Raw genomic sequence first — 20,970 nt, 5'->3', positions numbered from 1 at the left:
GCCATGGCAGGCTCAGTTCCACCCTTACCGCACGATGCACCGCCTTCGGCGCCGCCGCCCACCGCAACGCCGGGCGCCCGACGCAGCCGCGCGGTGTTCTGGATCGCACTCGCAGCCTATCCGCTCGCCGCCGGCGCCTGGCTGATCTGGGTGGTACTGACCCGCGGCACCGAAACCGCCGATTTCTGGGATTACTCCGACGCCCTCCTGATCGGTGCGCTCGTCGCCTTGCTGGTGCCCTTGCCGGTGTTGATCTGGGGCGGGCTGAGCCGGCGCATCGGACAGGCCTTGCTCGGCGTGGCGATCGGCGCGGTCATCGCGGTGTTCGCGTTACCGCTGAGTTTTCACCTGACCAATGCGCGCCGGGTCCAGGCCTTCGACGACAAGAAGGCGCGCTACGCCGCCTTCGTCGCGACCGTGCGCAGCCACGACCACGCCCGCATTCGCGAGGCGCTGCGGGCCTTGCCGGACGGCTTCAGCGCGCCGAAAGCGTTGTGCGCGTTCGGCGGCGGCGCCACCTACACCTTCGAGCGCTGGTTATGGTTCGACGATCACGCTTACGGCGAGGCCGTGCCCAGCGCGGATCTGCTCGAAGCCGCCGCGGCCGTCGTCGACGGCACCTGGCCGCGCCAGGAGAAACAGGCGGCGCTGCTGGTCGCCTTGCATTACCTGAGCGAACGCGACGAGCCCGCACGGTTCCCGGCCTGGGCCGGCCTGTGGCGCCGCACTCTGGAACAGCCCGATGCAGCGCGGCCGCTGCTGCTCGCCTCCGACTATCGCGGCGACACCGGCAGTTGCAGCGCCGCGCGCGACCCCGCCGACGCCGTGCTCAAGCGTTGGCACGACGCCGGCCTGCGCCAGTGGCTGCAAGCCGGTTTCGGCTTCAGCGAGGAACAGCGCAATGTCGCCCTGCGCGCGTTGCGCTCCAAGGCGATGCTGCAGGAACTGATCGCCGCCGACCCGGAGTTCGCGGCGATGTTGGGCGCCGGTCGAAGCGAAGGCGTGGATGCGCTGTCGCACCTGAGCTATGAACTGTCCGAACTGCTCGACCGGGGCCCGGACCCGGCGGTGCCGGCCGAACTGGTCGAAGCCTTGCGCATCGCCGGCGCCGACCCGCGCCGGTCCGAACACGTGCGCAAGCCCTGCGCGGCCTTCGAGCTCAGCGAATCCGAACGCCGGCCCACGCTCGCCGACTCGGCCGCGCGCGTCGCCGCGGCGGCGCGCATCCACCACGCCCTGTGTCCGCCCGACGCTGCGGACCAGGCTGCGCCGGCCCGCGACGACCGGCCCGATCCGGCCGCGAAGAACGCCGAGGGCGCGGCCGCGAACGACCGCCAGGCCGGCATGAACGAGACCAGCGAGGCCGACAGCGAGCGGCGCTGAGGCTACACTTGCCGCCATGAAAATCGTCAGCTGGAACGTCAACTCGCTCAACGTGCGCCTGCCGCATCTGGAACAGTGGCTCGGCACGTTCGCTCCCGACATCGTCGCGCTGCAGGAAACCAAGCTCGAGGACACGCGCTTCCCGGACACCGCGCTGGTCGGCGCCGGTTACCGCAGCGTGTTCGCCGGGCAGAAAACCTACAACGGCGTCGCCATCCTCTCGCGCGAAAGCGCCAGCGAGGTGCAGATCGGCATCCCCGGTTTCGACGACGAGCAAAAGCGCGTCATCGCCGCCACCGTCGGCGGCCTGCGCATCGTCAATCTGTACGTCGTCAACGGCCAGGACGTGGGCACCGACAAGTACGCCTACAAGCTGCGCTGGCTCGACGCCGCGCACAACTGGTTGCAGAACGAGCTCGCGCGCTATCCGGACCTGATCGTGCTCGGCGACTTCAACATCGCACCGGAAGCGCGCGACACCCACGACCCGGCGGTGTGGAACGAGCACCACATCCTGACCTCCACCGCCGAGCGCGAAGCCCTGCAGCGCCTGCAATCGCTCGGCCTGCACGATGCGTATCGCCTGCACAGCCAGGAAGAAGGCCAGTTCTCGTGGTGGGACTACCGCCAGGCCGGTTTCCGTCGCAACCTCGGCCTGCGCATCGACCTGACCCTGATCTCCGACTCGCTGCGCGCCCGCTGCACCGGCGCCGGCATCGACCGCGAACCGCGCACCTGGGACCGCCCGAGCGATCACGCCCCGGCTTGGGTGGAGTTGGCTTGAGGGGGTGCGACTCGGGACTCGGGACTCGGGACTCGGGACTCGGGACTCGGGACTCGGGACTCGGGACTCGGGACTCGGGACTCGGGACTCGGGACTCGGGAAAGAGCATAAAAAGCTTGTGGCTTGATGCAAGCATCGCTTCAGCGCTGTTAACGAGTCCCCAGTCCCGAGTCCCGAGTCCCGCAACAAAAAAGCCCGGCCGAAGCCGGGCTTTTTTGTTGCGGCAACGTTAGCGCTTAACGCACGCGTCCGCGGCGGAACAGGTTCACGATCGCGAGCAGAACGATCGCGCCGACCAGCGACAGCAACAATCCGGACAGGCTGAACGCACCGCTGTTGATGGTACCGGCGCCGATGCCGAGCACGCCGCCCAGCCAACCGCCGAGGAACGCGCCGACGATGCCGACGATGATGTTGAGGAAGAGACCCTGCTGACCATCGGTCTTCATGATCATGCTGGCGATCCAACCGATGATGCCGCCTACTACCAGCCAAATGATGATACCGAGCATGTGCGTTCTCCTAGCGATTCTGATGAGCCCAAGGCGACACGATGCGTAATGCGATCGCTGTCCCTCGTTCGGGGGCACAGGAAGCATGAATCGGCGCACGTGACGGCGACGTCAGAAACCGCACTTAGGAATGTGAAGAAAACGCTGCGATACAAGGCCAAAAGCACACTGCGCCTGGGTATGGTTCACAGGGCCGCGGCGGCGACGTTTCGCTTCTCCCGATGAACGTCGCGATTCGCCGATGGCCGGCATCGATCCGGCCTGGCTCGCATCGGTTCCGCGCGAAGCCACTCCGGTTTTCCAGTTTCAGGCGTCTTGCGGCGCGCTCACTCGGCGTCGCGCAGCATCGCCTCGACCGCATGGCGCGGCAGCTTTCCGGTTTCGTTGCGCGGCAGGGCATCGACGCGGCGCAGCGGACGCGGCAGGAACACCGGGTCGATGCTTTGTCGCAGGGCCTGCAGTATCTCGGCTTCGTCGAGCGTCGGCGCGACCGCCAAGGCGGCGATGCGGCGCACGCCGAAGGCGTCGGCGGCATCGAGTTGCAGCATCACGCCATCGACCACGCCCTCGATCGCGAGCAGCTTGCGGGTGAGGTCGCCGAGCGAGGCGCGCTTGCCTGCGATCTCCAGCAAGTCGGCGCTGCGCCCGCGCAACACGAAACGTCCGTCGGCCTCGACTTCCATCAGATCGGCCAGCACCACCGGCTCGGCCAGATGCGGCGCATGGATCGCGGTGCCGTCGGGTTGCGGGCATACGCGCACGCCGGGCAACGGCGTCCATGCAGCTTCGCGCGCAGTGCGGCGGCGGGCGAACACGCAAGTTTCGGTCGAGCCGAACACTTCGCGCACTTCGCAGCCGTAGCGCGTTTCCGCCGCGACCGCGAGCTCCACCGGCAGCGGTGCGGTCGCCGAGACGATGCCGGCCAACGGCGGCAGTTCGACGCCGGACTCGACCAGTGCGCGCAGATGCACCGGCGTGGTCACCAGCAACGGCGGGGTCGGCGCATCGCCGAGCGCACGCGCGACATCGCCCGGGAAAAACGGCCGATTGGCGTGCACCGCGACCGGGCCGAGCAAGGGCAGCAGCACTGACATTTCCATACCGTACATGTGCTGCGGCGGCACCGTCGCGACCAGATAGGTGACCTCATCGGCACGCAGCAGGTCGCCGAGCGCGCTCAGATTCTGCGCAGTGCTGGTGCGGAAGGCCTGCCAAGTCTTGGCATTGGGCTTGGGCTGGCCGGTGCTGCCGGAAGTGAAGCCGATCGCGAGCAGCGCGGCGGCCTGCGCCGTCGGCGCCTCGCCGGCGTCGCGCGGCAAGTCGGTCGGCAGGCGCAGATAACGCGGCGGCAGCGGATCGAGGGCCAGATCGCCGATGCAGTAGCTGTCGGGATAACGCGCGAGGACATCGTCGACCACCGCCGGCGCGCGCGACGGCGGCAGCAGATTGCTCTGTCCGCGCAAGGCCACCGCGCACAACGCGACCAGGAAGCGATAGCGGTTCTCGCACAGGTTGACCGCGTACTCGGCCGCCGGCAGCGTCGCAGCGAGCGCCCGCACCTCGGCCTCGAAACCCGCGCGATCGACGACGCCGTCCGGCCCGAAGGCCAAGGCGCGTCCGGGCGCACCCGCGACGAGCGCGAACGACTCGCCGCCGGGCGATGCAGGATCCTGGCTGAACGGAACAAGGCTCGGATCGATAACCGCTGACATCAATAAATTCCCGCGGCCGCACGGCCGTTTCCAATATCGCAACTTGCCCGGGCCCGCCTGATCGGCAGCTGAGGGTCCGTCCGGACCTTCGCCGCGTTTCAGCGCGACCGCACCGCGCCCCCGCGCCGTGTCGTCGCCATGAACCCGTACCCCAGGGTTTAGCTTACGCTGACCGGCCTGTAGGAGGCCAAAGCACACCTGTTCATGTCCCTGTCCGGCCATTCACCTTCGCTTGTCGATACGTATTCGGAACGCTCCGACGGCCACGATGTGCGCTGGACCTGGCTGGCGCATCGGCACGGCCGTCCGGCCGAACCCGAAGCGCGCGACTGGTTGGCCGGGCAGCTCGGCGACCCGGACCTGTCGTTGACCCGCGACGACCGCCAGCGCCCGCACCTGGACCCGCCGCACCAGGGTTACGACTGCAATTGGAGCCACAGCGGCGAGCGCCTGCTGGTCGCGCTGGCCCATCGGGCGCAGGTCGGCGTCGACCTGGAGCGCCTGCAACGGCGGCCGCGCGCGCTGGAAGTGTCGGCGCGTTTCTTCACCGGCCGCGAGTCCGACTGGCTGCGCGCGCATCGCGACCGCGACCGCGCCTTCCTGCGCTTATGGTGCGCGAAGGAGGCGGTGCTCAAGGCGCACGGCCACGGGCTGTCGTTCGGCCTCGACAAGCTGCGTTTCGAAGAGCGCGACGAGCGGTTGCACCTGGTCGAATGCGATCCGGCACTGGGCCGGGCCGAGCAATGGAGCCTGCGCGAGATCGAGCCGGCACCGGGGTATCTGGGCGCGTTGGCGTGGCGGCCGTTGGCGGAGTAGACGACGCGGCGTTCGCGCCTGAACGTCGACTTCGAAGTTTCGTCGCGGTCGCGGTTTCGCGGTCGCGGCTTGCGCCGCTCCTACCCCGAGACGACGCATCCAAAGGGTAGGAGCGACGCAAGTCGCGACCGCGCCCTTGCAGCGCCGGCGCGACCGGCACCGCAGCCATCGTTCGGACACCCCGCCCAGCGCTCATGGCTGCGCCCGGCTCGGCCCATCGGCGATACTGTCGCCGATGAATAACCCCGTCTCCCTACCGCCCGGGCTGCGCAGCGAGCTCGAAGCCGGCCTGTCGGCGCTCGCCCTCGATCCGGCCCTGTCCGCGCCCCTGCTGGACTACCTGGCCCTGCTCGCGCGCTGGAACCGCACCTACAACCTGACCGCCGTGCGCGACCCGCACGAGATGGTCGGCAAGCACCTGCTCGACTCCCTGGCCATGCACCCCTACGTCGACGCGCTCGCCGGTCGCGGCGGCGCCCTGGCCGACCTGGGCACCGGCGCCGGCCTGCCCGGCATCCCGCTGGCCATCGTCAAACCGGGCCTGCGCGTGACCCTGGTCGAGAGCAATGGCAAGAAAGCCCGCTTCATGCGCGAGGCCTTGCGCCAACTGGGGCTGAAGGACGCGCGCGTGGCCGAGTCGCGGATCGAGGCCTTCGCCGAACCCGGCGCTTATGACGCGATCACCGCGCGCGCCCTGGCGACCCTGCCGCTGATCCTCGAACTCGGCGGCCACCTGCTCAAGCCCGGTGGCGTGCTGTTGGCGATGAAGGGCGTGCGTCCGGACGAGGAGATCGCCGCCCTGCCGGCCGGCTGGAGCGTCCGTTCGGTCGAACCGATGCGGGTGCCGGGCCTGGCCGCCGAGCGGCATATGGTGGTCGTTGGGCGGCGGGACTCGGAGTGACGCGGTCCGGGACTCGGGACTGGGGACTCGGGGTGAAGCAAAGGCGGCGCCGCCTGGCGAGTCGCCTTAACGGCAAAGCGAAGCTCGGGACTCGGGACTCGAATGAAGCAGAGGCGGCGCATCCGGCAGATCGCCTTAACGGCAAAGCGCCATCCACACCTCCGAGTCCCGAACCCCGAGTCCCGGCTTGCGAGTCCCGAGTCCCAAGTCCCGAGTCCCGACCGACGAGTCCCCAGTCCCGAGTCCCGAGGTAAGACTGGGGCATAATCCCCAGTCCGGCCGGCGCCAGACGCCGTCCTCCTTCATGTCATCTCATCGTTACAGCAGGGGACGAGCCGCATGGCCCGCATCATCGCCGTCGCCAACCAGAAAGGCGGGGTCGGCAAGACCACCACCGCCGTCAACCTGGCCGCCGCGCTCGCGCGCACGCCCAAGCGTGTCCTGCTCGTCGACCTGGACCCGCAGGGCAACGCGACCATGGGCAGCGGTATCGACAAGCGCCAGCTCGAGGACTCGATCTGCGATGTCCTGCTCGGCGAGGCCGACGCCGCCGCCACGATCGTGCGGGCGCCCGAGGACTTCGACCTGCTGCCCGGCAACATCGACCTGACCGCGGCCGAGATCACCCTGATGGGCCAGGACGCGCGCGAGCAACGGCTCAAGCGCGCGCTGGCGCCGCTGAGGGGCAGTTACGACTTCATCATCATCGACTGCCCGCCGGCGCTGTCGCTGCTGACCCTGAACGCGCTGACCGCGGCCGATTCGATCATCGTGCCGATGCAGTGCGAGTACTACGCGCTCGAAGGCCTCAGCGCGCTGGTCGACACGATCGAAGCGCTCAAGGCCAACCTCAATCCTTCACTCGAAATCGAAGGCGTGTTGCGCACCATGTTCGACGTGCGCAACAACCTGGCCAACGCGGTTTCGGCCGAACTCACCAACCACTTCGGCGACCGCGTGTTCCGGACCATCGTGCCGCGCAACGTGCGCCTGGCCGAGGCCCCGAGCCACGGCCAGAGCATCGTCGGCTACGACAAGGCCAGCCGCGGCGGCATCGCCTACCTGGGCCTGGCCGGCGAAGTGCTGCGCCGCCAGCGCGAACGCGACCAGGCCGCCAAGGCCGCCGCGCACGCCGCCACTGCGGAGACCCCGGCATGAGTCACCCTGCCAAGAAGCGCGGCCTCGGCCGCGGCCTCGAAGCCCTGCTCGGCCCCAAGGCCGCCGCCGAAGCGCCGACCCTGGTCGAAGCCCAGCCCGGCGATCTGTTGCGCAACCTGCCGGTCGACTCGCTGAGTCCCGGCAAGTACCAGCCGCGCAAACACTGGGACGAGGACAAGCTCGCCGAGCTGGCCGAGTCGATCAAGGCCCAGGGCGTGATCCAGCCCATCGTGGTGCGCGAAATCGGCGAGAAGGGCGGCAAGACCTACGAGATCATCGCCGGCGAACGCCGCTGGCGCGCCTCGCGCCTGGCCGGGCTCGACGTGATCCCGGTGGTGATCCGCGAAGTCGACGACCGCACCGTGGTCGCGATGGCGCTGATCGAGAACATCCAGCGCGAAGACCTCAATCCGCTCGAAGAAGCCACCGCATTGCAGCGGCTGATCGACGAATTCGACCTCACCCACGCCCAGGCCGCCGAAGCGGTCGGCCGTTCGCGCGCGGCGGTGTCCAACCTGCTGCGCCTGCTCGAACTGCCGAGCGAGATCCGCATCCTGGTCGAAACCCGCGCCCTCGAGATGGGCCATGCGCGCGCCCTGCTCACGCTCGCCCCGCAGGCGGCGATCGCGCTCGCCCGCCAGGCCGCCGAAAACCAGTGGTCGGTGCGCGACGTCGAACACCGCGTGCAGCAGCTCGCCGCCGGCAAGGTGCCGGTGTCGGGCAAGCCCAAGCCGGCCAAGGCCAAGCCGCAGGCCGACATCGTCACCCTCGAACGCGAGCTGTCCGAATCGCTGAGCACCAAGGTCAACGTGCTGCACGGCCGCGGCGGCAAGGGCCGCCTGGTCATCCACTACACCGACCTGGATTCGCTCGAAGGCGTGCTGGAACGGCTGCGCGGCAAGGTCGAAGCGTAAACGTCGCCTGGCGGGTCGCGCCGCGCTGGCCGCGGCACCCTGCCGGCCTCCGACGACCCACACCGGCAGGTTCGCGGTCGCGTCACGCGCCGCACCTACCCTCAAGCAAGCGCCTGACCCAACGCCGCCCGCCATGGCTTGCCGTCGCGGCGAGTCGAGCACCGGCTCGATTCGTCCGGCATAGCCTGCGGGGACGAACCGGGGCCGTCCTGTGACGCTTTACGGCGGCAGGGCCGGATCGATCCACTAAAATGCTGCGTCCATCTTGGCCGGACGCACCGCGCCGCCGTTCGACCGCCCGCCGTTCGACCGCCAATACCGACACCACCGAAAGGAGATTCGTATGAAATGGATTGCCGCCGCCACCTTGTTGCTGGCACCGGCCCTGGCCTTCGCACAGTCGGGCACCTGCCCCGAACTCAGCGACCCCAGCCTGAAATGGGGCGAACGCCAAGGCGCGAACTACACCATCTGCTACCTCGAACTGCCGTCGAGCCTCGGCGCCGGCTCGGGCCTGGGCGTGTACCTCGGCCAGCGCAGCTTCAAGCCGGGCAAGAAGGCGCGCGCCGAGAAGGGCACCGTCGGCACCCAGGCGGTGACCTGGTTCAAGAAGCCGACCGTCAACAACGCGCGTCCGTATTCGCGCGAAACCCAGGTCAACCTGCCGGGCGCCAAGCCCAAGAGCAAGGTCAAGGTGTATGTCTGGATCGATGCGAGCAGCCAGGAACAGCTCGATGAGGCGTTCGGCCTGTCGCGGCATATCGCAGTCCAGTAAGCGGCGCCATCGCAACGCCCACGGCACCACGGCCGCGGGCGTTACGACATCCCTCCGACATCGGTTCATCGATAGTCGGGCAAGCTTCCCCTTCTCTACCCCGTCGCAGTTCCCATGACCCTCCTCGTCACCGGCGCAGCCGGCTTCATCGGCGCCTACGTCTGTCGCGCCCTGCGCGCGCAAGGCCAAGCGGTGGTCGGCCTCGACAACTACAACGACTACTACGACCGGCAACTCAAGCGCGACCGCGTCGCCGCGCTGTGTCCGGACGTCGACATCCGCCCTCTCGATCTCGGCGATCGCGACGGCCTGGCCTCGCTGTTCGACGAAGTGCGGCCCGAGCGCGTGATCCACCTGGCCGCCCAGGCCGGCGTGCGCTATTCGCTGACCCATCCGCACGCCTACGTCGACAGCAACCTGGCCGGCTTCGTCAATCTGCTCGAGCTGTGCCGGCACCGCCAGGTGCGGCATCTGGTCTACGCCAGCTCCTCCTCGGTCTACGGCGACTCGGCCACGCCGCCGTTCTCCGAAGACCAGCGCATCGACCAGCCGCGCTCGCTGTACGCCGCGACCAAGGCCGCCAACGAGCTGATGGCGCATACCTACGCCCACCTCTACGGCCTGCACGCGACCGGCCTGCGCTTCTTCACCGTCTACGGCCCCTGGGGCCGGCCCGACATGGCGCCCTTGCTGTTCTCGCGCGCGGTCCTGGCCGGACGTCCGATCGACGTGTTCAACCACGGCAAGATGCGGCGCGACTTCACCTACATCGACGACATCGTCGCCGGCGTGCTCGGCGCGCTCGCACACCCCTCGGACCAGGACCCGCCGCACCGGGTGTTCAACCTGGGCAACCACACCCCGGTCGAGCTGGAACGCTTCATCGCGGTGATCGAGCAGGCCGCCGGCCGCAACGCCGAGAAGGTCTACAAGCCGATGCAACCGGGCGACATGATCGAAACCATGGCCGACACCGGCCGCGCCCAGGCGGCTTTCGGCTTCGAGCCGAGCACCTCGATCGAGCTCGGCCTGCCCCGGGTGGTCGAGTGGTGCCGCGGCTATTTCGGCGAGCGTGCCTGAGCCGATGCCCGGTTCTGGCGGCTGTCGCAGCCGCGGCCGGCCTGACCGACGCTATCCGGCGGCACCGTGACCATGTGAAGCTCCGCTTCGCCGCGGCGATGACACACTACCCTGGCTCCACCGCGCTCGCGGTCGGTGCCGACAAGAACAACCTGAATCCCCTGCAGTTCCCTTCCCCTCGGGGGAGGCAGCCCGAAAGATCGGGCGCCCCGGCCGCCCGGCTGTATCGGGCGGAGTGAGGTGCCGTCGCGTACCGGCGGTCGCGCATGCACTCGCCCGCAGCGCGCCCGCCCTCGCCTGTCCGCTCCAGGGCGCAATCGCATCGAATCCATCGCGAGTTCCAAGCAATGACGCAAAGCCCACAACTGTCCGTCGTCGTACCGGTGTTCAACGAACAGGACAACGTCGCCCCGCTGATCCAGGAAATCACCACCGCCCTGCGCGGCCGCGCACCGTCCGACGGCGGCGATTTCGAGATCGTCTACGTCGACGACCATTCGCGCGACGGCACCCTGGCGGCGCTGGAAGCGCTGAAGGCCGGCGTGCCCGAGCTGCGCGTGCTGCACCACGTCAACCAGAGCGGGCAGAGCACCGCGGTGCGCAACGGCGTCAAGGCCGCGCGCGGCGCCTGGATCGCGACCCTCGACGGCGATGGCCAGAACGACCCGGCCGACATCCCCAAGCTGCTCGCCAAGCGCGCCGAATCCGGCGCCGAGGTGAAGCTGTTCGCCGGCTGGCGGGTCAACCGCCAGGACTCCGGCAGCAAGCGCTGGGCCTCCAAGTGGGCCAACGCGATCCGCAGCCGCATGCTGCGCGACGACACCCCCGACACCGGCTGCGGCATCAAGCTGTTCGAGCGTGCCGCTTTCCTCGAACTGCCGTACTTCAACCACATGCACCGCTACCTGCCGGCGTTGATCCAGCGCGCCGGCTGGAAGACCGTGAGCGTGCCGGTGAACCATCGCGCCCGCAGCACCGGCGTGTCCAAGTACAACAACCTCAACCGCGCCCTGGTCGGGATCGCCGATCTGCGCGGCGTCGCCTGGCTGATCCGCCGGGCCAAGGTCACCGCCATCGTCGAACGCTGAGGCCCACCATGGACTTCATGAACTCCCCGATCGCCTGGCTGGCCTGGACCGGGCTGCACATGTCGCCGTGGAAGCTGATCGGCCTGGTCGGCGCCTTCATGTTCGGCGGTCGCTGGCTGGTCCAATTCATCGCCAGCAAGCGCCAGGGCAAGCCGGTGATCCCGCGCGCGTTCTGGTACATGAGCCTGGTCGGCAGCGTCATGACCCTGAGCTACTTCGTGTTCTCGCAGAAGCAGGACTCGGTCGGGGTGATCCAGAACCTGTTCCCGGCCTTCACCGCCGCTTACAGCCTGTACCTGGACATCAAGCACCGCGGCTGGCACCGCGACCGCAACGGCCATTAGGCGTCTCAGGCTTCGACGCGACAGATCGCCGGGGCTTTGGCTCTTAGGGTGGGAGCGGCGCGAGCCGCGACCACGACAACTGGACCACGGCGCCAATGGCGGTATGCGGGCCCCTCCCCGAGGGAAGGCCGCCGCCGATCCCGGACTCCCGCCGCGACCTGCCACCCCGCGGTCGCGGCTCGCGCCGCTCCTACCCAGGGGCTGCGTCGATGGTTTCGCCCCTGCCCGGCCACAAGTGCTTGTTCCGGCTTGCATTTGCCGGCATAATGCGCGGCTCGCTGCGTCCGGCTTACCCCTAGGGGTGACCGGGCGGACCCGGAAACGCGATTCCGGCCCGCCATGGTGCAGCGGTTTCCAATCCTGACCCGTGTCGCGTGGTGCGCGCATTCGATCGAATGCCGGCATCGGGGCCGCCGCCTCCCTGGCCAAGGGAAGCACAGACCTTTTCGAGGTGCGTAATGTCCCGCGTATGCCAAGTATCGGGCAAGCGAACGACGACTGGTAACAACGTCTCGCATGCCATGAACAAAACCCGCCGCCGTTTCCTCCCCAACCTGCACGAGCGCCGTTTCTGGGTCGCCAGTGAGAACCGTTGGGTGAAGCTGCGTGTTTCCGCCCATGCCCTGCGCACCATCGACAAGAACGGCATCGACTCCGTTCTCGCCGAGCTCCGCGCCCGCGGCGAAAAGATCTGAGGAGGACTGACCCATGGCTTCCAAGCGCGACAAGATCCGCCTGATCTCGACGGCGAACACCGGTCACTTCTACACGACCGACAAGAACAAGAAGAACACCCCGAACAAGATGGAGGTCAAGAAGTACGACCCCGTCGTTCGCAAGCACGTGATCTACAAGGAAGGCAAGATCAAGTGATGTCTTGGCCCGTTTGCGCTGCGCGCGAACGGCGTTGCCAAGGCCTCATCCCCGCGTAGGCGGAGATCCAAAGCCTTCAGAAGAGAACCCGCCCCTGTGGCGGGTTTTCTTTTGCCCGGGACTCGGGGTTCGGGGTTCGGGGTTCGGGGTTCGGGGTTCGGGGTTCGGGGTTCGGGGTTCGGGGTTCGGGGTTCGAGGTTCGAGGTTCGAGGTTCGAGGTTCGAGGTTCGGGAATCGGGAATCGGGAATCGGGAATCGCTCATCATCCCTAAACGTCTCTCCCCAGCCGGTATCCCCGCGAAGGCGGGGGTGAGTGGATGCGTTTATGAGCCACTGGCTCGCGCATCCATGAACGCCAGGGCGCTGTGCGCCCTGGCCAGGCCGCAGAGTCTTCAGGCGTTCTCGCACGAAAGTCCGGTGGATTCCCGCCTTCGCGGGAACGACGGCAGGTCGATGACGCGGCAACTCCTCCAACCGCCGAAGCACTCGCGCGCAACCGTGCGGTAATCCGCACGGCTGCATCGCGTTCCGCGACTCAAGGCACCACGTTGTTGAAGAACGACTTCACCTGCGGCCAGATCAACTGCATCTTCACGCCCCGGTTCGGCGCCTGCAGATTGCAGTTGCCGCCGAAGTGGTGCAGCGCGACGACCTTGTGCGAGGAACGCGCGAGCACCGGCGAACCGGAGTTGCCGCCTTCGGTGTCGCAGTAGTAGCCGGCATCGGTGTTGGTGCCGTAACCATCGGCATCGGCGTCGATGACCTTGCAACGACCACCGCCGTCGCGATCGCTGACCACCGACAACTCTTTCATGCGCGTGTCGGGATGACCGCTGATGTAGATCTCTTCGCCGAGCACCGGCTTGCGCACCTCCAGGCCCAGATAACCGAAGCTGGAAATAGCGGCGAAGTTCTTCACCGTCAGCAGGCTGTAGTCCAGGGTCTGATCGGTCTTGAGCAACTTGTCGCCGGCGACCTTGGTCAAGGTGCCGCTGGTGGTGCCGGTGCAGGTGGTGGCCTGGTAGTTGAACCAGAACTCCGAACCAGCCACGTCGGCGGCGCTGTCGAGGCAGTGGTTGTTGGTGAAGATGCGGTTGTCGGCGCCCACGCGCCAGGCCGTGCACCACTTGGTGCCGTTGAGCAGGATCAGCGCGACCGGCTTGGAACGCGCGACCGCGGTGGCGTCGGTGCTGGCATAGCAGGCGACCGGGCGGCTGTCCTTGACCCCGCAGACCGACTTGGCCGAGACGTCGCCACCGAGCAGGCCGGCATCGCTGAGCTCGCCCATCAACTCTTGCGGAAAACCTTCGTCGTAACGGCTCACGCGCACACCGTGCTGCGGCGCCCACGGTTCGGTCGGCGTGCCGAGCAAACGCAGCACCGCGGTGTTGCCGGCGATCGACATCGCACCGAAACGGGTCTTGCCGTCCTCGCCGAGCGCGGCATCGACCGTGTGGCGCCCCAGGTCGCCCTGGCGATAACGATAGACCTCGGTGCCCTGCGGGTTCGACACCTGCAGGGTCACGCCGGCGGGTAAATCGAAGTGTTCGAAGTGGACCTTGATGAAGGCCGCATCGGGCGTGCTGATCCGCACGGGCTGCGACCACGCCGACTTGGACAGGCCCAGATGCGGCCCCAAACGCAGGTCGGCGGCGCGCGTCTGGCCGGCGCTGAGCGGCGCCGGACGGGGGGCGGCAGCGAAGGCGGTACTGGTCGACAGGCAGGCGCCGATCAGCAGGCCGAGCGTCTGCGGCGAAATCCTTGCGATAGTCATGTCGTCTCCTAAGATTCTGATCCGGCGCTCTCTACGCGACTGCGAACGGCACGCATGCGCCGCGCACGAGCTTGCACAGTGCGAACGCCGCACGGACGCATCGCGCAGCATCGAAACCGGGTACAAACGTGACCTCGATCGGATTCGCGGCGCGGATGTGCGGAACTTGGATCGAGCGCGCAGCGCGTGTGTGCGCATGAGCTGAACGCGGCGCAGTGCCGGATAGCGCCGCAATCGTGGAGCGCGCGTGCTTGAGGGTAGGAGCGGCGCGAGCCGCGACCGCGACGCATCCAGATGGCGGCGCAATCGGCCACCCCGCAGTCGCGGCTCGCGCCGCTCCTACTCTTGGGCATCCAACATTACCCAGGCCCTGTTGCCTTTGCAGGAGCGGCATAATCCGCAACCGCGCTGGATCGAGATGACGGCGCGATCGGCTACCCCGCGGTCGCGGCTCGCGCCGCTCCTACAGGGGAAGCGCGAAGCGCGGCCCGCATGCGGGCCGCGCCTCAAACCGCGTGGCTCAGAACTGCAAAGCCCAACGGTCGATCTTGCCGACGTCCTGCGCGGCGTTGTCGTTGACCCGCAGCTTCCACACGCCGTTGGCGAGTTCGTTGACGGTCACGGTATAGGTCTGGTTGATGTTGTCGGCGCTGCCGCCGGTGCGATTGTGCAGGTTGTAGAGACTGCCGTCGGGCGCGACCAGGTCGACCTTCAGATCGCCTTGGTAGGTGTGCACGATCGCCACCTCGACCCTCACCGTCTGCACGCTGCCGCTGATGCCGCTGACCGTGACCGGGCTGTCGACGGTGGCGTTGTCGTTGATCGCATAGTCGGTGGTGTTTTCGAAACGCGGCGCCGGCGTGCCGCCGCCGTCGCCGTCCGGCACCACGCCGCCGAAGTGAGTCGAGACCTGCGGCCAGATCAGCGAGAACTTCGCGCCCGAGTTCAGACAGCCGCCGAAGTGATGCAGGGCGATGGCCTTGCGCGTGGAACGGGCGATCACCGGCGAACCCGAGCTGCCGCCTTCGGTGTCGCAGTAGTAACCGATGTCGGTGTTGGTGCCGTTGCCGTTGACGTTGGCCGAATCGACTCGGCAACTGCCGCCGCCGTTGCGGTCGTCGACCACGCTGAGTTCCTTCAGGCGTCCGCCCGGATGGCCGGAAACGAACAAGCCCTCTCCCGCGGTCGCCGCGCGCACGTCGAGGCCGAGGTAGCCGAAGCTGGAGATGGTCGCGAAGTTCTTGACCGTGAACAGGGTGTAGTCGAGCGTGGCGTCGGTGCGAAGCATCTGGTCGCCGGCCACCTTGGTCACCGTGCCTTGCGCGCCGCCGCAGCTGCTGAGCTGATAGTTGAACCAGAACTCGGCGCCGGCCACCGCCGCGGCGGTGTTGATGCAGTGGTTGTTGGTGAACATGCGGTTGTCGGGGCCGACGCGCCACGCCGTGCACAGACTGCCGCCGCTGCTGAGCATGCGCGCGACCGGGCGCGAACGATCGAAGGCGGTGGCATCGCTGCTCGCGTAACAGGCCACGGCCTTCTTGTCGTCGACGCCGCAGATCGACTTGGTGCCGACCTGCCCGCCGAGCAGGTTCGCGTCCTGCAGTTCGCCGAGCATCGCTTCGGGATAGCCTTCCAGATAACGCGTCACCACCACGCCGTGTCCGGAGTTCCACGGCTCGCGCGGCGTGCCGACCAGGCGCAACACCGCGACCGGGCCGCCGATCGACATCGCCGAAAAGCTCAGGCGGCCGTCCTGGCCGAGGTCCTTGGCGACGGTGTAGCGGTCGCGCTGGGTGTTGCCGTAGCGGTAGACCTCGCGGCCGTCGGAGCTGGCGACTTCGAGCATCACCCCTTCGGGCAGCGACAAGCGGTCGAAGTGCACCTTGATGAAGGCGGCGTCGGGGGTGCGGATCTCGACCGGCTCGAACGCGGCCTTGCCGCCGGCGCCCAGGCGCAGGTCGGTGCTGCGCTGCTCGGCGATCTTGAGCGGCGCGGGCGCGGTGTCGGCGGCGACGGCGTCGGAGGCGAAGGACAGGGCCAGGCCCGAACTCAGGGCGATGGCGAGCAGCGTGGGCGCGAAGAATTTCGTGGTTCCGGACTTCATTGCGGTTTCCCTCCTGGAGCGGCGATGGCGCACAGAGCAGTCGCAACGGCGGTCGGCCACCGTGCGGACGGCGGCGCAGCGTCGCGGTGCAGACGCCGGGGGTGATGAGTCGGAGCGCACGGCGACGGGCCGGCGCCGCAGCACGCTCTCAGATCGCCCGGGCCGAAACCGTGATCGCAGTGGTTCCCTCCGCGGCCGTATCGCCGAATCTTGACCGCGGCCTCAGCGCGAGCGTGCCGGCGGTGCAGCGCCGCCCAAGCCGCCCTCCACTCGGGTTGCCGCCCGGCCCACGGCCAAAGTCGAAGTCCGGCGCCGGCCCGGCCCGCGCGCCCAGGCCGTACACTCGACCGACTTCACCGATTCCGAACCCGCGCCCTTGATCCCAGGCTGGATTCTGCTGCTGGTATCGGCCGGCTACGTCGGCCTGCTGTTCGCGGTCGCCTACTACGGCGACCAGCGCGAACGCACGCCGCGCGCGCGCTGGCTGCGCACCGCGGTGTACTCGCTCGCGCTCGCCGTGTACTGCTCGTCGTGGACCTTCTACGGCGCGGTCGGCACCGCCGCGCGCACCGGCCTGGGCTTCCTGCCGATCTACCTCGGCCCGCTGCTGATGCTGGCGTTCGGCTGGCGCATCCTCGAACGCCTGGTGCTGATCTCCGGCGAGCACCGGATCGTCTCGATCGCCGACTTCCTGTCCTCGCGCTACGGCCGCGCGCCCGGCCTGGCCGCGCTGGTCGCGGCGGTCGCGCTGACCGCCGCGGTGCCCTACGTCGCCCTGCAGTTCAAGGCGGTGGCGATGAGCGTGGAGGTGCTGGCCGGGGTGCCGTCCGACGGCGGCCTGCTCGCCGACCCTGCGTTCTACGTGGCGATGATGCTGGCGGTGTTCGCGATCCTGTTCGGCACGCGCCAGATCGACGCCACCGAACACCATCACGGCATGGTGCTCGCGGTCGCGCTGGAATCGCTGGTCAAGCTGATCGCCTTCATCGCCATCGGCGTGTTCGCGCTGGTGCACCTGCCCGGCCTCGGCAACTTCCCGCAGCGCATCCAGCAAGCCGCGCACGTGGTGATCCAGCCGGGCCTGCCGGCCGGTTTCGTCACCCAGACCCTGCTCGCCTTCACCGCGATCATCTGCCTGCCGCGCCAATTCCACGTCGCCGTGGTGGAGTGCCAGGACCCGAACGACCTGCGCGCGGCGCGCTGGTTGTTCGGCGGCTATCTGGCGCTGATCACGGTGCTGGTGGTGCCGATCACCCTGACCGGCCAGGCCGTGCTCGCCGGCAGCGGCGTCTCGCCCGACACCTACGTGCTCGCGCTGCCGCTGCAGTTCGACCAGCAGGCGCTGGCCTTGATGGTCTACATCGGCGGCTTCTCGGCCGCGACCGGCATGGTCATCGTGTCCAGCGTCGCGCTGTCGACCATGGTCAGCAACGACCTGGTGGTGCCGTTGCTGCTGCGCAGCGGCGCCTTGAACGAAAGCCAGGGCATCGACCGCCAGGTGCTGTGGGTGCGGCGCATCACCATCGTGATGCTGGCGCTGATGGCCTACGCGTATCACCGCGGCTCGCTCGGCGCGAACGGCCTGGCCCAGCACGGCCTGCTCGCCTTCGCCGCGGTCGCGCAGTTCGCCCCGGCGCTGATCGGCGGCCTGTACTGGCGCGGCGCCAGCCGCTCGGGCGCGTTCTCGGGCCTGTTCGCCGGCACCGTGCTGTGGATCTACACCTTGCTGCTGCCGGCGCTCGCGCGCGGCGGCTGGATCGCCGACGGCTGGCTCGCGACCGGCCCGCTCGACATCGTCTGGCTGCGCCCCGAACAACTGTTCGGCCTGGTCGGCTGGGACCCGCTGACCCACGGCACCTTCTGGTCGTTGCTGTTCAACATCGGCGCCTTCTTGTTCATCTCGGTGCGGCAGCGTCCGCGCCTGCAAGATCAGTTGCTCGCCGCGCCCTTCCTCGACCCCTACGTGCGCCGCCCCGCGCTCGGCCCCGGCGGCTGGGCCGGCAGCGTGCGCAGCGGCGAACTGCTCACCCTGGCCGAACGCATCGTCGGCGAACGCCATGCGCGCCGCGCGTTCGAGGACTATGCCCACCAGCAAGGCCGCGAATGGCAGCCGCTGCAACCGGCCGACCGCGCCCTGGCCCAGTTCACCGAACGCCTGCTCGCCGCCGCGATCGGCGCGGCCTCGGCGCGCCTCACCCTGACCAGCGCGCTGCGCGGCTCGGGCATGGAACTCGGCGAAGTGGTGGCCCTGCTCGACGAGGCCAACCAGGAACTGCGTTTCAACCGCCAAGTGTTGTCGACCACCCTGGAGAACATCAGCCAGGGCGTCAGCGTGGTCGACCCGGAGATGCGCCTGGTCGCCTGGAACCGGCGCTATCAGGAACTGTTCGACTATCCCGACGGCATGCTCTACGTCGGCCGCCCGGTCGGCGACCTGCTGCGCTGGAACGCCGAGCGCGGCGAGATGGGCACCGGCCCGCTCGACGAACAAGCCATCGACGAACTGGTCGGACGCCGCCTCGCCCATCTGCGCGCCGGCGCGCCGCACGTGTTCGAACGCGTGCGCGCCAACGGCCAGGTCATCGAAATGGTCGGCCGCCCGCTGGTCGGCGGCGGCTACGTCACCAGCTACAGCGACGTCACCGACTACAAGCGCGCCGAGCAGGCGCTGCGCGAAGCCAACGAGAACCTCGAACAACGCGTCGAACAACGCACCCAGGAAGCCGAGTCGGCGCAGCAGTCCAAGACCCGTTTCCTCGCCGCGGTCAGCCACGACGTGCTGCAACCGCTCAACGCCGCGCGCTTGTTCACCACCGCCCTGCGCGAGAGCGACGACATCGGCGAGCAACGGCGCCTGGCCGAACGCGTCGACGCCTCGCTGCGCGCCGCCGAAGACCTGCTCGACGGTTTGCTGGACATCTCCCGTCTCGACGCCGGCGCGCTGCGCCCCGAGCTGACCGATTTCGATGCCGGCGAACTGCTGCGAGAACTCGCCGCGCAGTACGCACCGAGCGCCGCCGGTCGCGGCCTGGAACTGCGCGTGCGCCTGGCCCAGGCCTCGATGCCGGTGCGCAGCGACCGCCGCCTGCTGCGCCGCGCGCTGCAGAATTTCCTCGCCAACGCTTTGCGCTACACCCGCGAAGGCGGCGTGCTGATGGCCGCGCGCCTGCGCCCGCATCACGACCCCTCGCAACCGGGCCGCATCGAACTGCAGGTCTGGGACACCGGCCCCGGCATCCCCGAGCATCACCTCGAACAGATCTTCGACGAGTTCCGCCGCTTCGATCAGCCCGGCAGCGGCGGCGAGCGCGGCCTCGGCCTGGGTCTGTCGATCTGCCAGCGCATCGCCCGCACCCTCGACCACCCGCTGCGCGTGCGCTCGCAGATCCGCCGCGGCAGCGTGTTCTCGATCTTCGTCCCGCGCGGGCACGCACTGCGCGCCCAGCCCGTCGCCGAACCGGCGAACTCGTCGGTGGCCGACTCGCTGTCCGGCCTGCGCGTGCTGTGCATCGACAACGACCGCGAAATCCTCGACGGCATGCGCGCCCTGCTCGACCGATGGGGCGCGACCGCGCTGCTTGCCGCAACCGTCGACGATGCCCTGGCGCTGCTCGAACAAAATCCCGATGTCGCCCTGGTCGATTACCACCTGCACGATCGCCTCGACGGCCTCGCCACCATCGACGCCCTGCGCGAACGCCTCGGCATCGTGTTGCCGGCCGCGTTGCTGACCGGCGACGGCAGCGACGCTCTCAAGCTCGCCGCGCGCGAACGCGGCTGTCGGGTGCTGACCAAACCGATCAAACCGGCCTCGCTACGCGCGTTCCTGGCGGCGCAGAAGCAGACGGCGCAGGTCAGGCTGCGGCCGCCGCCTCAGATCGCCTGACCGCCCGACACCTCGATCCGCTGCGCGTTGATCCAGCGGTTTGGTTCGGACAGCAGGTTGGCGATCATCGGTCCGATGTCGTCGGGCAGGCCGACGCGGCCGAGCGCGGTCATCTCGGCGAAGTGGCGGTTGAACTCGGGCGTGTCGCGCACCGCGCCGCCGAAGAAGTCGGTTTCGATCGCGCCCGGCGCCACCGTGTTGACGGCGATGCCGCGGCTGCCGAGTTCCTTCGCCAGATACCGCGTCAGCACCTCGACCGCGCCCTTCGCCGCCGCATACGCCGACCAACCCGGCGCCGAGAACCGGGTCAGGCCGGTCGACAGATTGACGATGCGGCCGCCGTCGGCGATCAGCGGCAACAAGGCCTGGGTGAGGAAGAACACGCCCTTGAAGTGGACGTCGACCAGGCGGTCGAACTGCGCCTGCGTGGTCTGCTCGAACGGCGCGTTGTCGCCGTGGCCGGCATTGTTGACCAGGTGATCGAAGTGCTCGCGCTGCCACCTGTCCTGCAACGCCGACCGCAAGGTCTGCGCGAACGGAGCGAACGCGGCGACGTCGCCGGTGTCGAGCGGCAGGGCCATCGCCTTGCGCCCCATCGCCTCGATCTCGGCGACGACGGCGGCCGCGTCTTCGGACCGGCGTTGATAGGTGAGGACGACGTCGCCGCCGTGGCGGGCGATGTTGAGTGCGGTGTTGCGGCCGAGCCCGCGGCTGGCACCGGTGACGAGGGCGATCTTGCTCATGCTGCGACTCCTGGGGCGAATGAGAGCGCCACTATCGGACCGGCGGCCCTCCCACGGTTGCTGGAATCTCGGCGTTGTTTGCCTGATCCTCCAAGCTGGCCCGTGCCGCCGCAGCGACGGAGT

At 68.7% G+C, this 20,970-nt stretch carries 18 protein-coding genes; 13 read left to right on the top strand and 5 right to left on the bottom strand.

Annotation, left to right across the window (positions count from 1 at the left end; genetic code table 11):
* Positions 1 to 3: 3 nt before the first annotated feature.
* Together ACTOWK_RS14730 and xth are read left to right on the top strand one after the other, a co-directional pair.
* The gene (locus ACTOWK_RS14730; protein ID WP_441330875.1) at positions 4 to 1,383 is read left to right on the top strand and encodes a hypothetical protein; all 1,380 of its coding nucleotides are present in this window, start codon (positions 4 to 6) and stop codon (positions 1,381 to 1,383) included.
* 16 nt (positions 1,384 to 1,399) lie between these two features.
* Positions 1,400 to 2,167 (top strand): exodeoxyribonuclease III, encoded by a 768-nt coding sequence (gene xth, locus ACTOWK_RS14725; RefSeq protein ID WP_441330874.1) that lies wholly within the window; start codon positions 1,400 to 1,402, stop codon positions 2,165 to 2,167.
* Positions 2,168 to 2,403: 236 nt separating this feature from the next.
* Here xth and ACTOWK_RS14720 read toward each other — a convergent pair whose 3' ends face one another.
* Both ACTOWK_RS14720 and ACTOWK_RS14715 read right to left on the bottom strand, forming a co-directional pair.
* On the bottom strand, positions 2,404 to 2,679 hold the full coding sequence (locus ACTOWK_RS14720) for a GlsB/YeaQ/YmgE family stress response membrane protein (protein ID WP_031370668.1): 276 nt from the start codon (positions 2,677 to 2,679) through the stop codon (positions 2,404 to 2,406).
* A 326-nt stretch (positions 2,680 to 3,005) separates the two neighbouring features.
* A complete protein-coding gene (locus tag ACTOWK_RS14715) occupies positions 3,006 to 4,391 on the bottom strand; it encodes an AMP-binding protein (protein ID WP_441330873.1) in 1,386 nt (461 codons plus the stop codon).
* A 204-nt stretch (positions 4,392 to 4,595) separates the two neighbouring features.
* On the opposite strand from ACTOWK_RS14715, the gene ACTOWK_RS14710 reads away from it, so the two are divergent.
* The 10 genes from ACTOWK_RS14710 (at position 4,596) to rpmG (ending at position 12,340) form a co-directional block, all read left to right on the top strand.
* Entirely contained in the window at positions 4,596 to 5,207 is a 612-nt protein-coding gene (locus ACTOWK_RS14710; RefSeq protein WP_441330872.1) for a 4'-phosphopantetheinyl transferase family protein, read from the top strand.
* A 235-nt stretch (positions 5,208 to 5,442) separates the two neighbouring features.
* A complete protein-coding gene (rsmG, locus tag ACTOWK_RS14705; RefSeq protein ID WP_441330871.1) occupies positions 5,443 to 6,108 on the top strand; it encodes a 16S rRNA (guanine(527)-N(7))-methyltransferase RsmG in 666 nt (221 codons plus the stop codon).
* Between the two features lie 339 nt (positions 6,109 to 6,447).
* Positions 6,448 to 7,266 carry a ParA family protein gene (locus tag ACTOWK_RS14700; RefSeq protein ID WP_441330870.1) on the top strand — a complete coding sequence of 273 codons (819 nt, stop codon included), beginning with the start codon at positions 6,448 to 6,450 and terminating at the stop codon, positions 7,264 to 7,266.
* A complete protein-coding gene (locus ACTOWK_RS14695) occupies positions 7,263 to 8,180 on the top strand; it encodes a ParB/RepB/Spo0J family partition protein (RefSeq protein WP_057916203.1) in 918 nt (305 codons plus the stop codon). Before ACTOWK_RS14700 ends, ACTOWK_RS14695 begins: the two co-directional genes overlap by 4 nt.
* A gap of 343 nt (positions 8,181 to 8,523) precedes the next feature.
* Complete coding sequence (locus tag ACTOWK_RS14690; protein ID WP_441330869.1) at positions 8,524 to 8,955, top strand: hypothetical protein; 432 nt, start codon at positions 8,524 to 8,526, stop codon at positions 8,953 to 8,955.
* Positions 8,956 to 9,069: 114 nt separating this feature from the next.
* Positions 9,070 to 10,035 carry an NAD-dependent epimerase/dehydratase family protein gene (locus ACTOWK_RS14685; protein ID WP_441330868.1) on the top strand — a complete coding sequence of 322 codons (966 nt, stop codon included), beginning with the start codon at positions 9,070 to 9,072 and terminating at the stop codon, positions 10,033 to 10,035.
* A gap of 347 nt (positions 10,036 to 10,382) precedes the next feature.
* A complete protein-coding gene (locus tag ACTOWK_RS14680; RefSeq protein WP_441330867.1) occupies positions 10,383 to 11,123 on the top strand; it encodes a glycosyltransferase family 2 protein in 741 nt (246 codons plus the stop codon).
* 8 nt (positions 11,124 to 11,131) lie between these two features.
* The gene (locus tag ACTOWK_RS14675) at positions 11,132 to 11,467 is read left to right on the top strand and encodes a lipid-A-disaccharide synthase N-terminal domain-containing protein (RefSeq protein WP_435395354.1); all 336 of its coding nucleotides are present in this window, start codon (positions 11,132 to 11,134) and stop codon (positions 11,465 to 11,467) included.
* Positions 11,468 to 11,925: 458 nt separating this feature from the next.
* The gene (gene rpmB, locus ACTOWK_RS14670) at positions 11,926 to 12,162 is read left to right on the top strand and encodes a 50S ribosomal protein L28 (RefSeq protein WP_031370657.1); all 237 of its coding nucleotides are present in this window, start codon (positions 11,926 to 11,928) and stop codon (positions 12,160 to 12,162) included.
* 13 nt (positions 12,163 to 12,175) lie between these two features.
* The gene (gene rpmG, locus ACTOWK_RS14665) at positions 12,176 to 12,340 is read left to right on the top strand and encodes a 50S ribosomal protein L33 (protein ID WP_064746009.1); all 165 of its coding nucleotides are present in this window, start codon (positions 12,176 to 12,178) and stop codon (positions 12,338 to 12,340) included.
* 535 nt (positions 12,341 to 12,875) lie between these two features.
* Here the strand turns inward: rpmG and ACTOWK_RS14660 are convergent.
* Together ACTOWK_RS14660 and ACTOWK_RS14655 are read right to left on the bottom strand one after the other, a co-directional pair.
* The gene (locus ACTOWK_RS14660) at positions 12,876 to 14,114 is read right to left on the bottom strand and encodes a trypsin-like serine peptidase (protein ID WP_441330866.1); all 1,239 of its coding nucleotides are present in this window, start codon (positions 14,112 to 14,114) and stop codon (positions 12,876 to 12,878) included.
* A gap of 520 nt (positions 14,115 to 14,634) precedes the next feature.
* A complete protein-coding gene (locus ACTOWK_RS14655) occupies positions 14,635 to 16,218 on the bottom strand; it encodes a proprotein convertase P-domain-containing protein (RefSeq protein WP_441330865.1) in 1,584 nt (527 codons plus the stop codon).
* Between the two features lie 376 nt (positions 16,219 to 16,594).
* Between ACTOWK_RS14655 and ACTOWK_RS14650 the strand changes: the two genes are divergently transcribed.
* Complete coding sequence (locus ACTOWK_RS14650) at positions 16,595 to 20,104, top strand: PAS-domain containing protein (protein WP_441330864.1); 3,510 nt, start codon at positions 16,595 to 16,597, stop codon at positions 20,102 to 20,104.
* Here the strand turns inward: ACTOWK_RS14650 and ACTOWK_RS14645 are convergent.
* Positions 20,092 to 20,847, bottom strand: coding sequence for an SDR family NAD(P)-dependent oxidoreductase (locus ACTOWK_RS14645; protein WP_441330863.1), 756 nt, complete (start codon positions 20,845 to 20,847; stop codon positions 20,092 to 20,094). The genes ACTOWK_RS14650 and ACTOWK_RS14645 overlap by 13 nt on opposite strands.
* Between the last annotated feature and the right edge of the window lie 123 nt (positions 20,848 to 20,970).

Origin of the sequence: Lysobacter sp. CA196, from assembly GCF_052078695.1 — a bacterium.
GTDB lineage: Bacteria > Pseudomonadota > Gammaproteobacteria > Xanthomonadales > Xanthomonadaceae > Lysobacter.
This window is presented reverse-complemented; position numbering and strand designations above follow the sequence as displayed.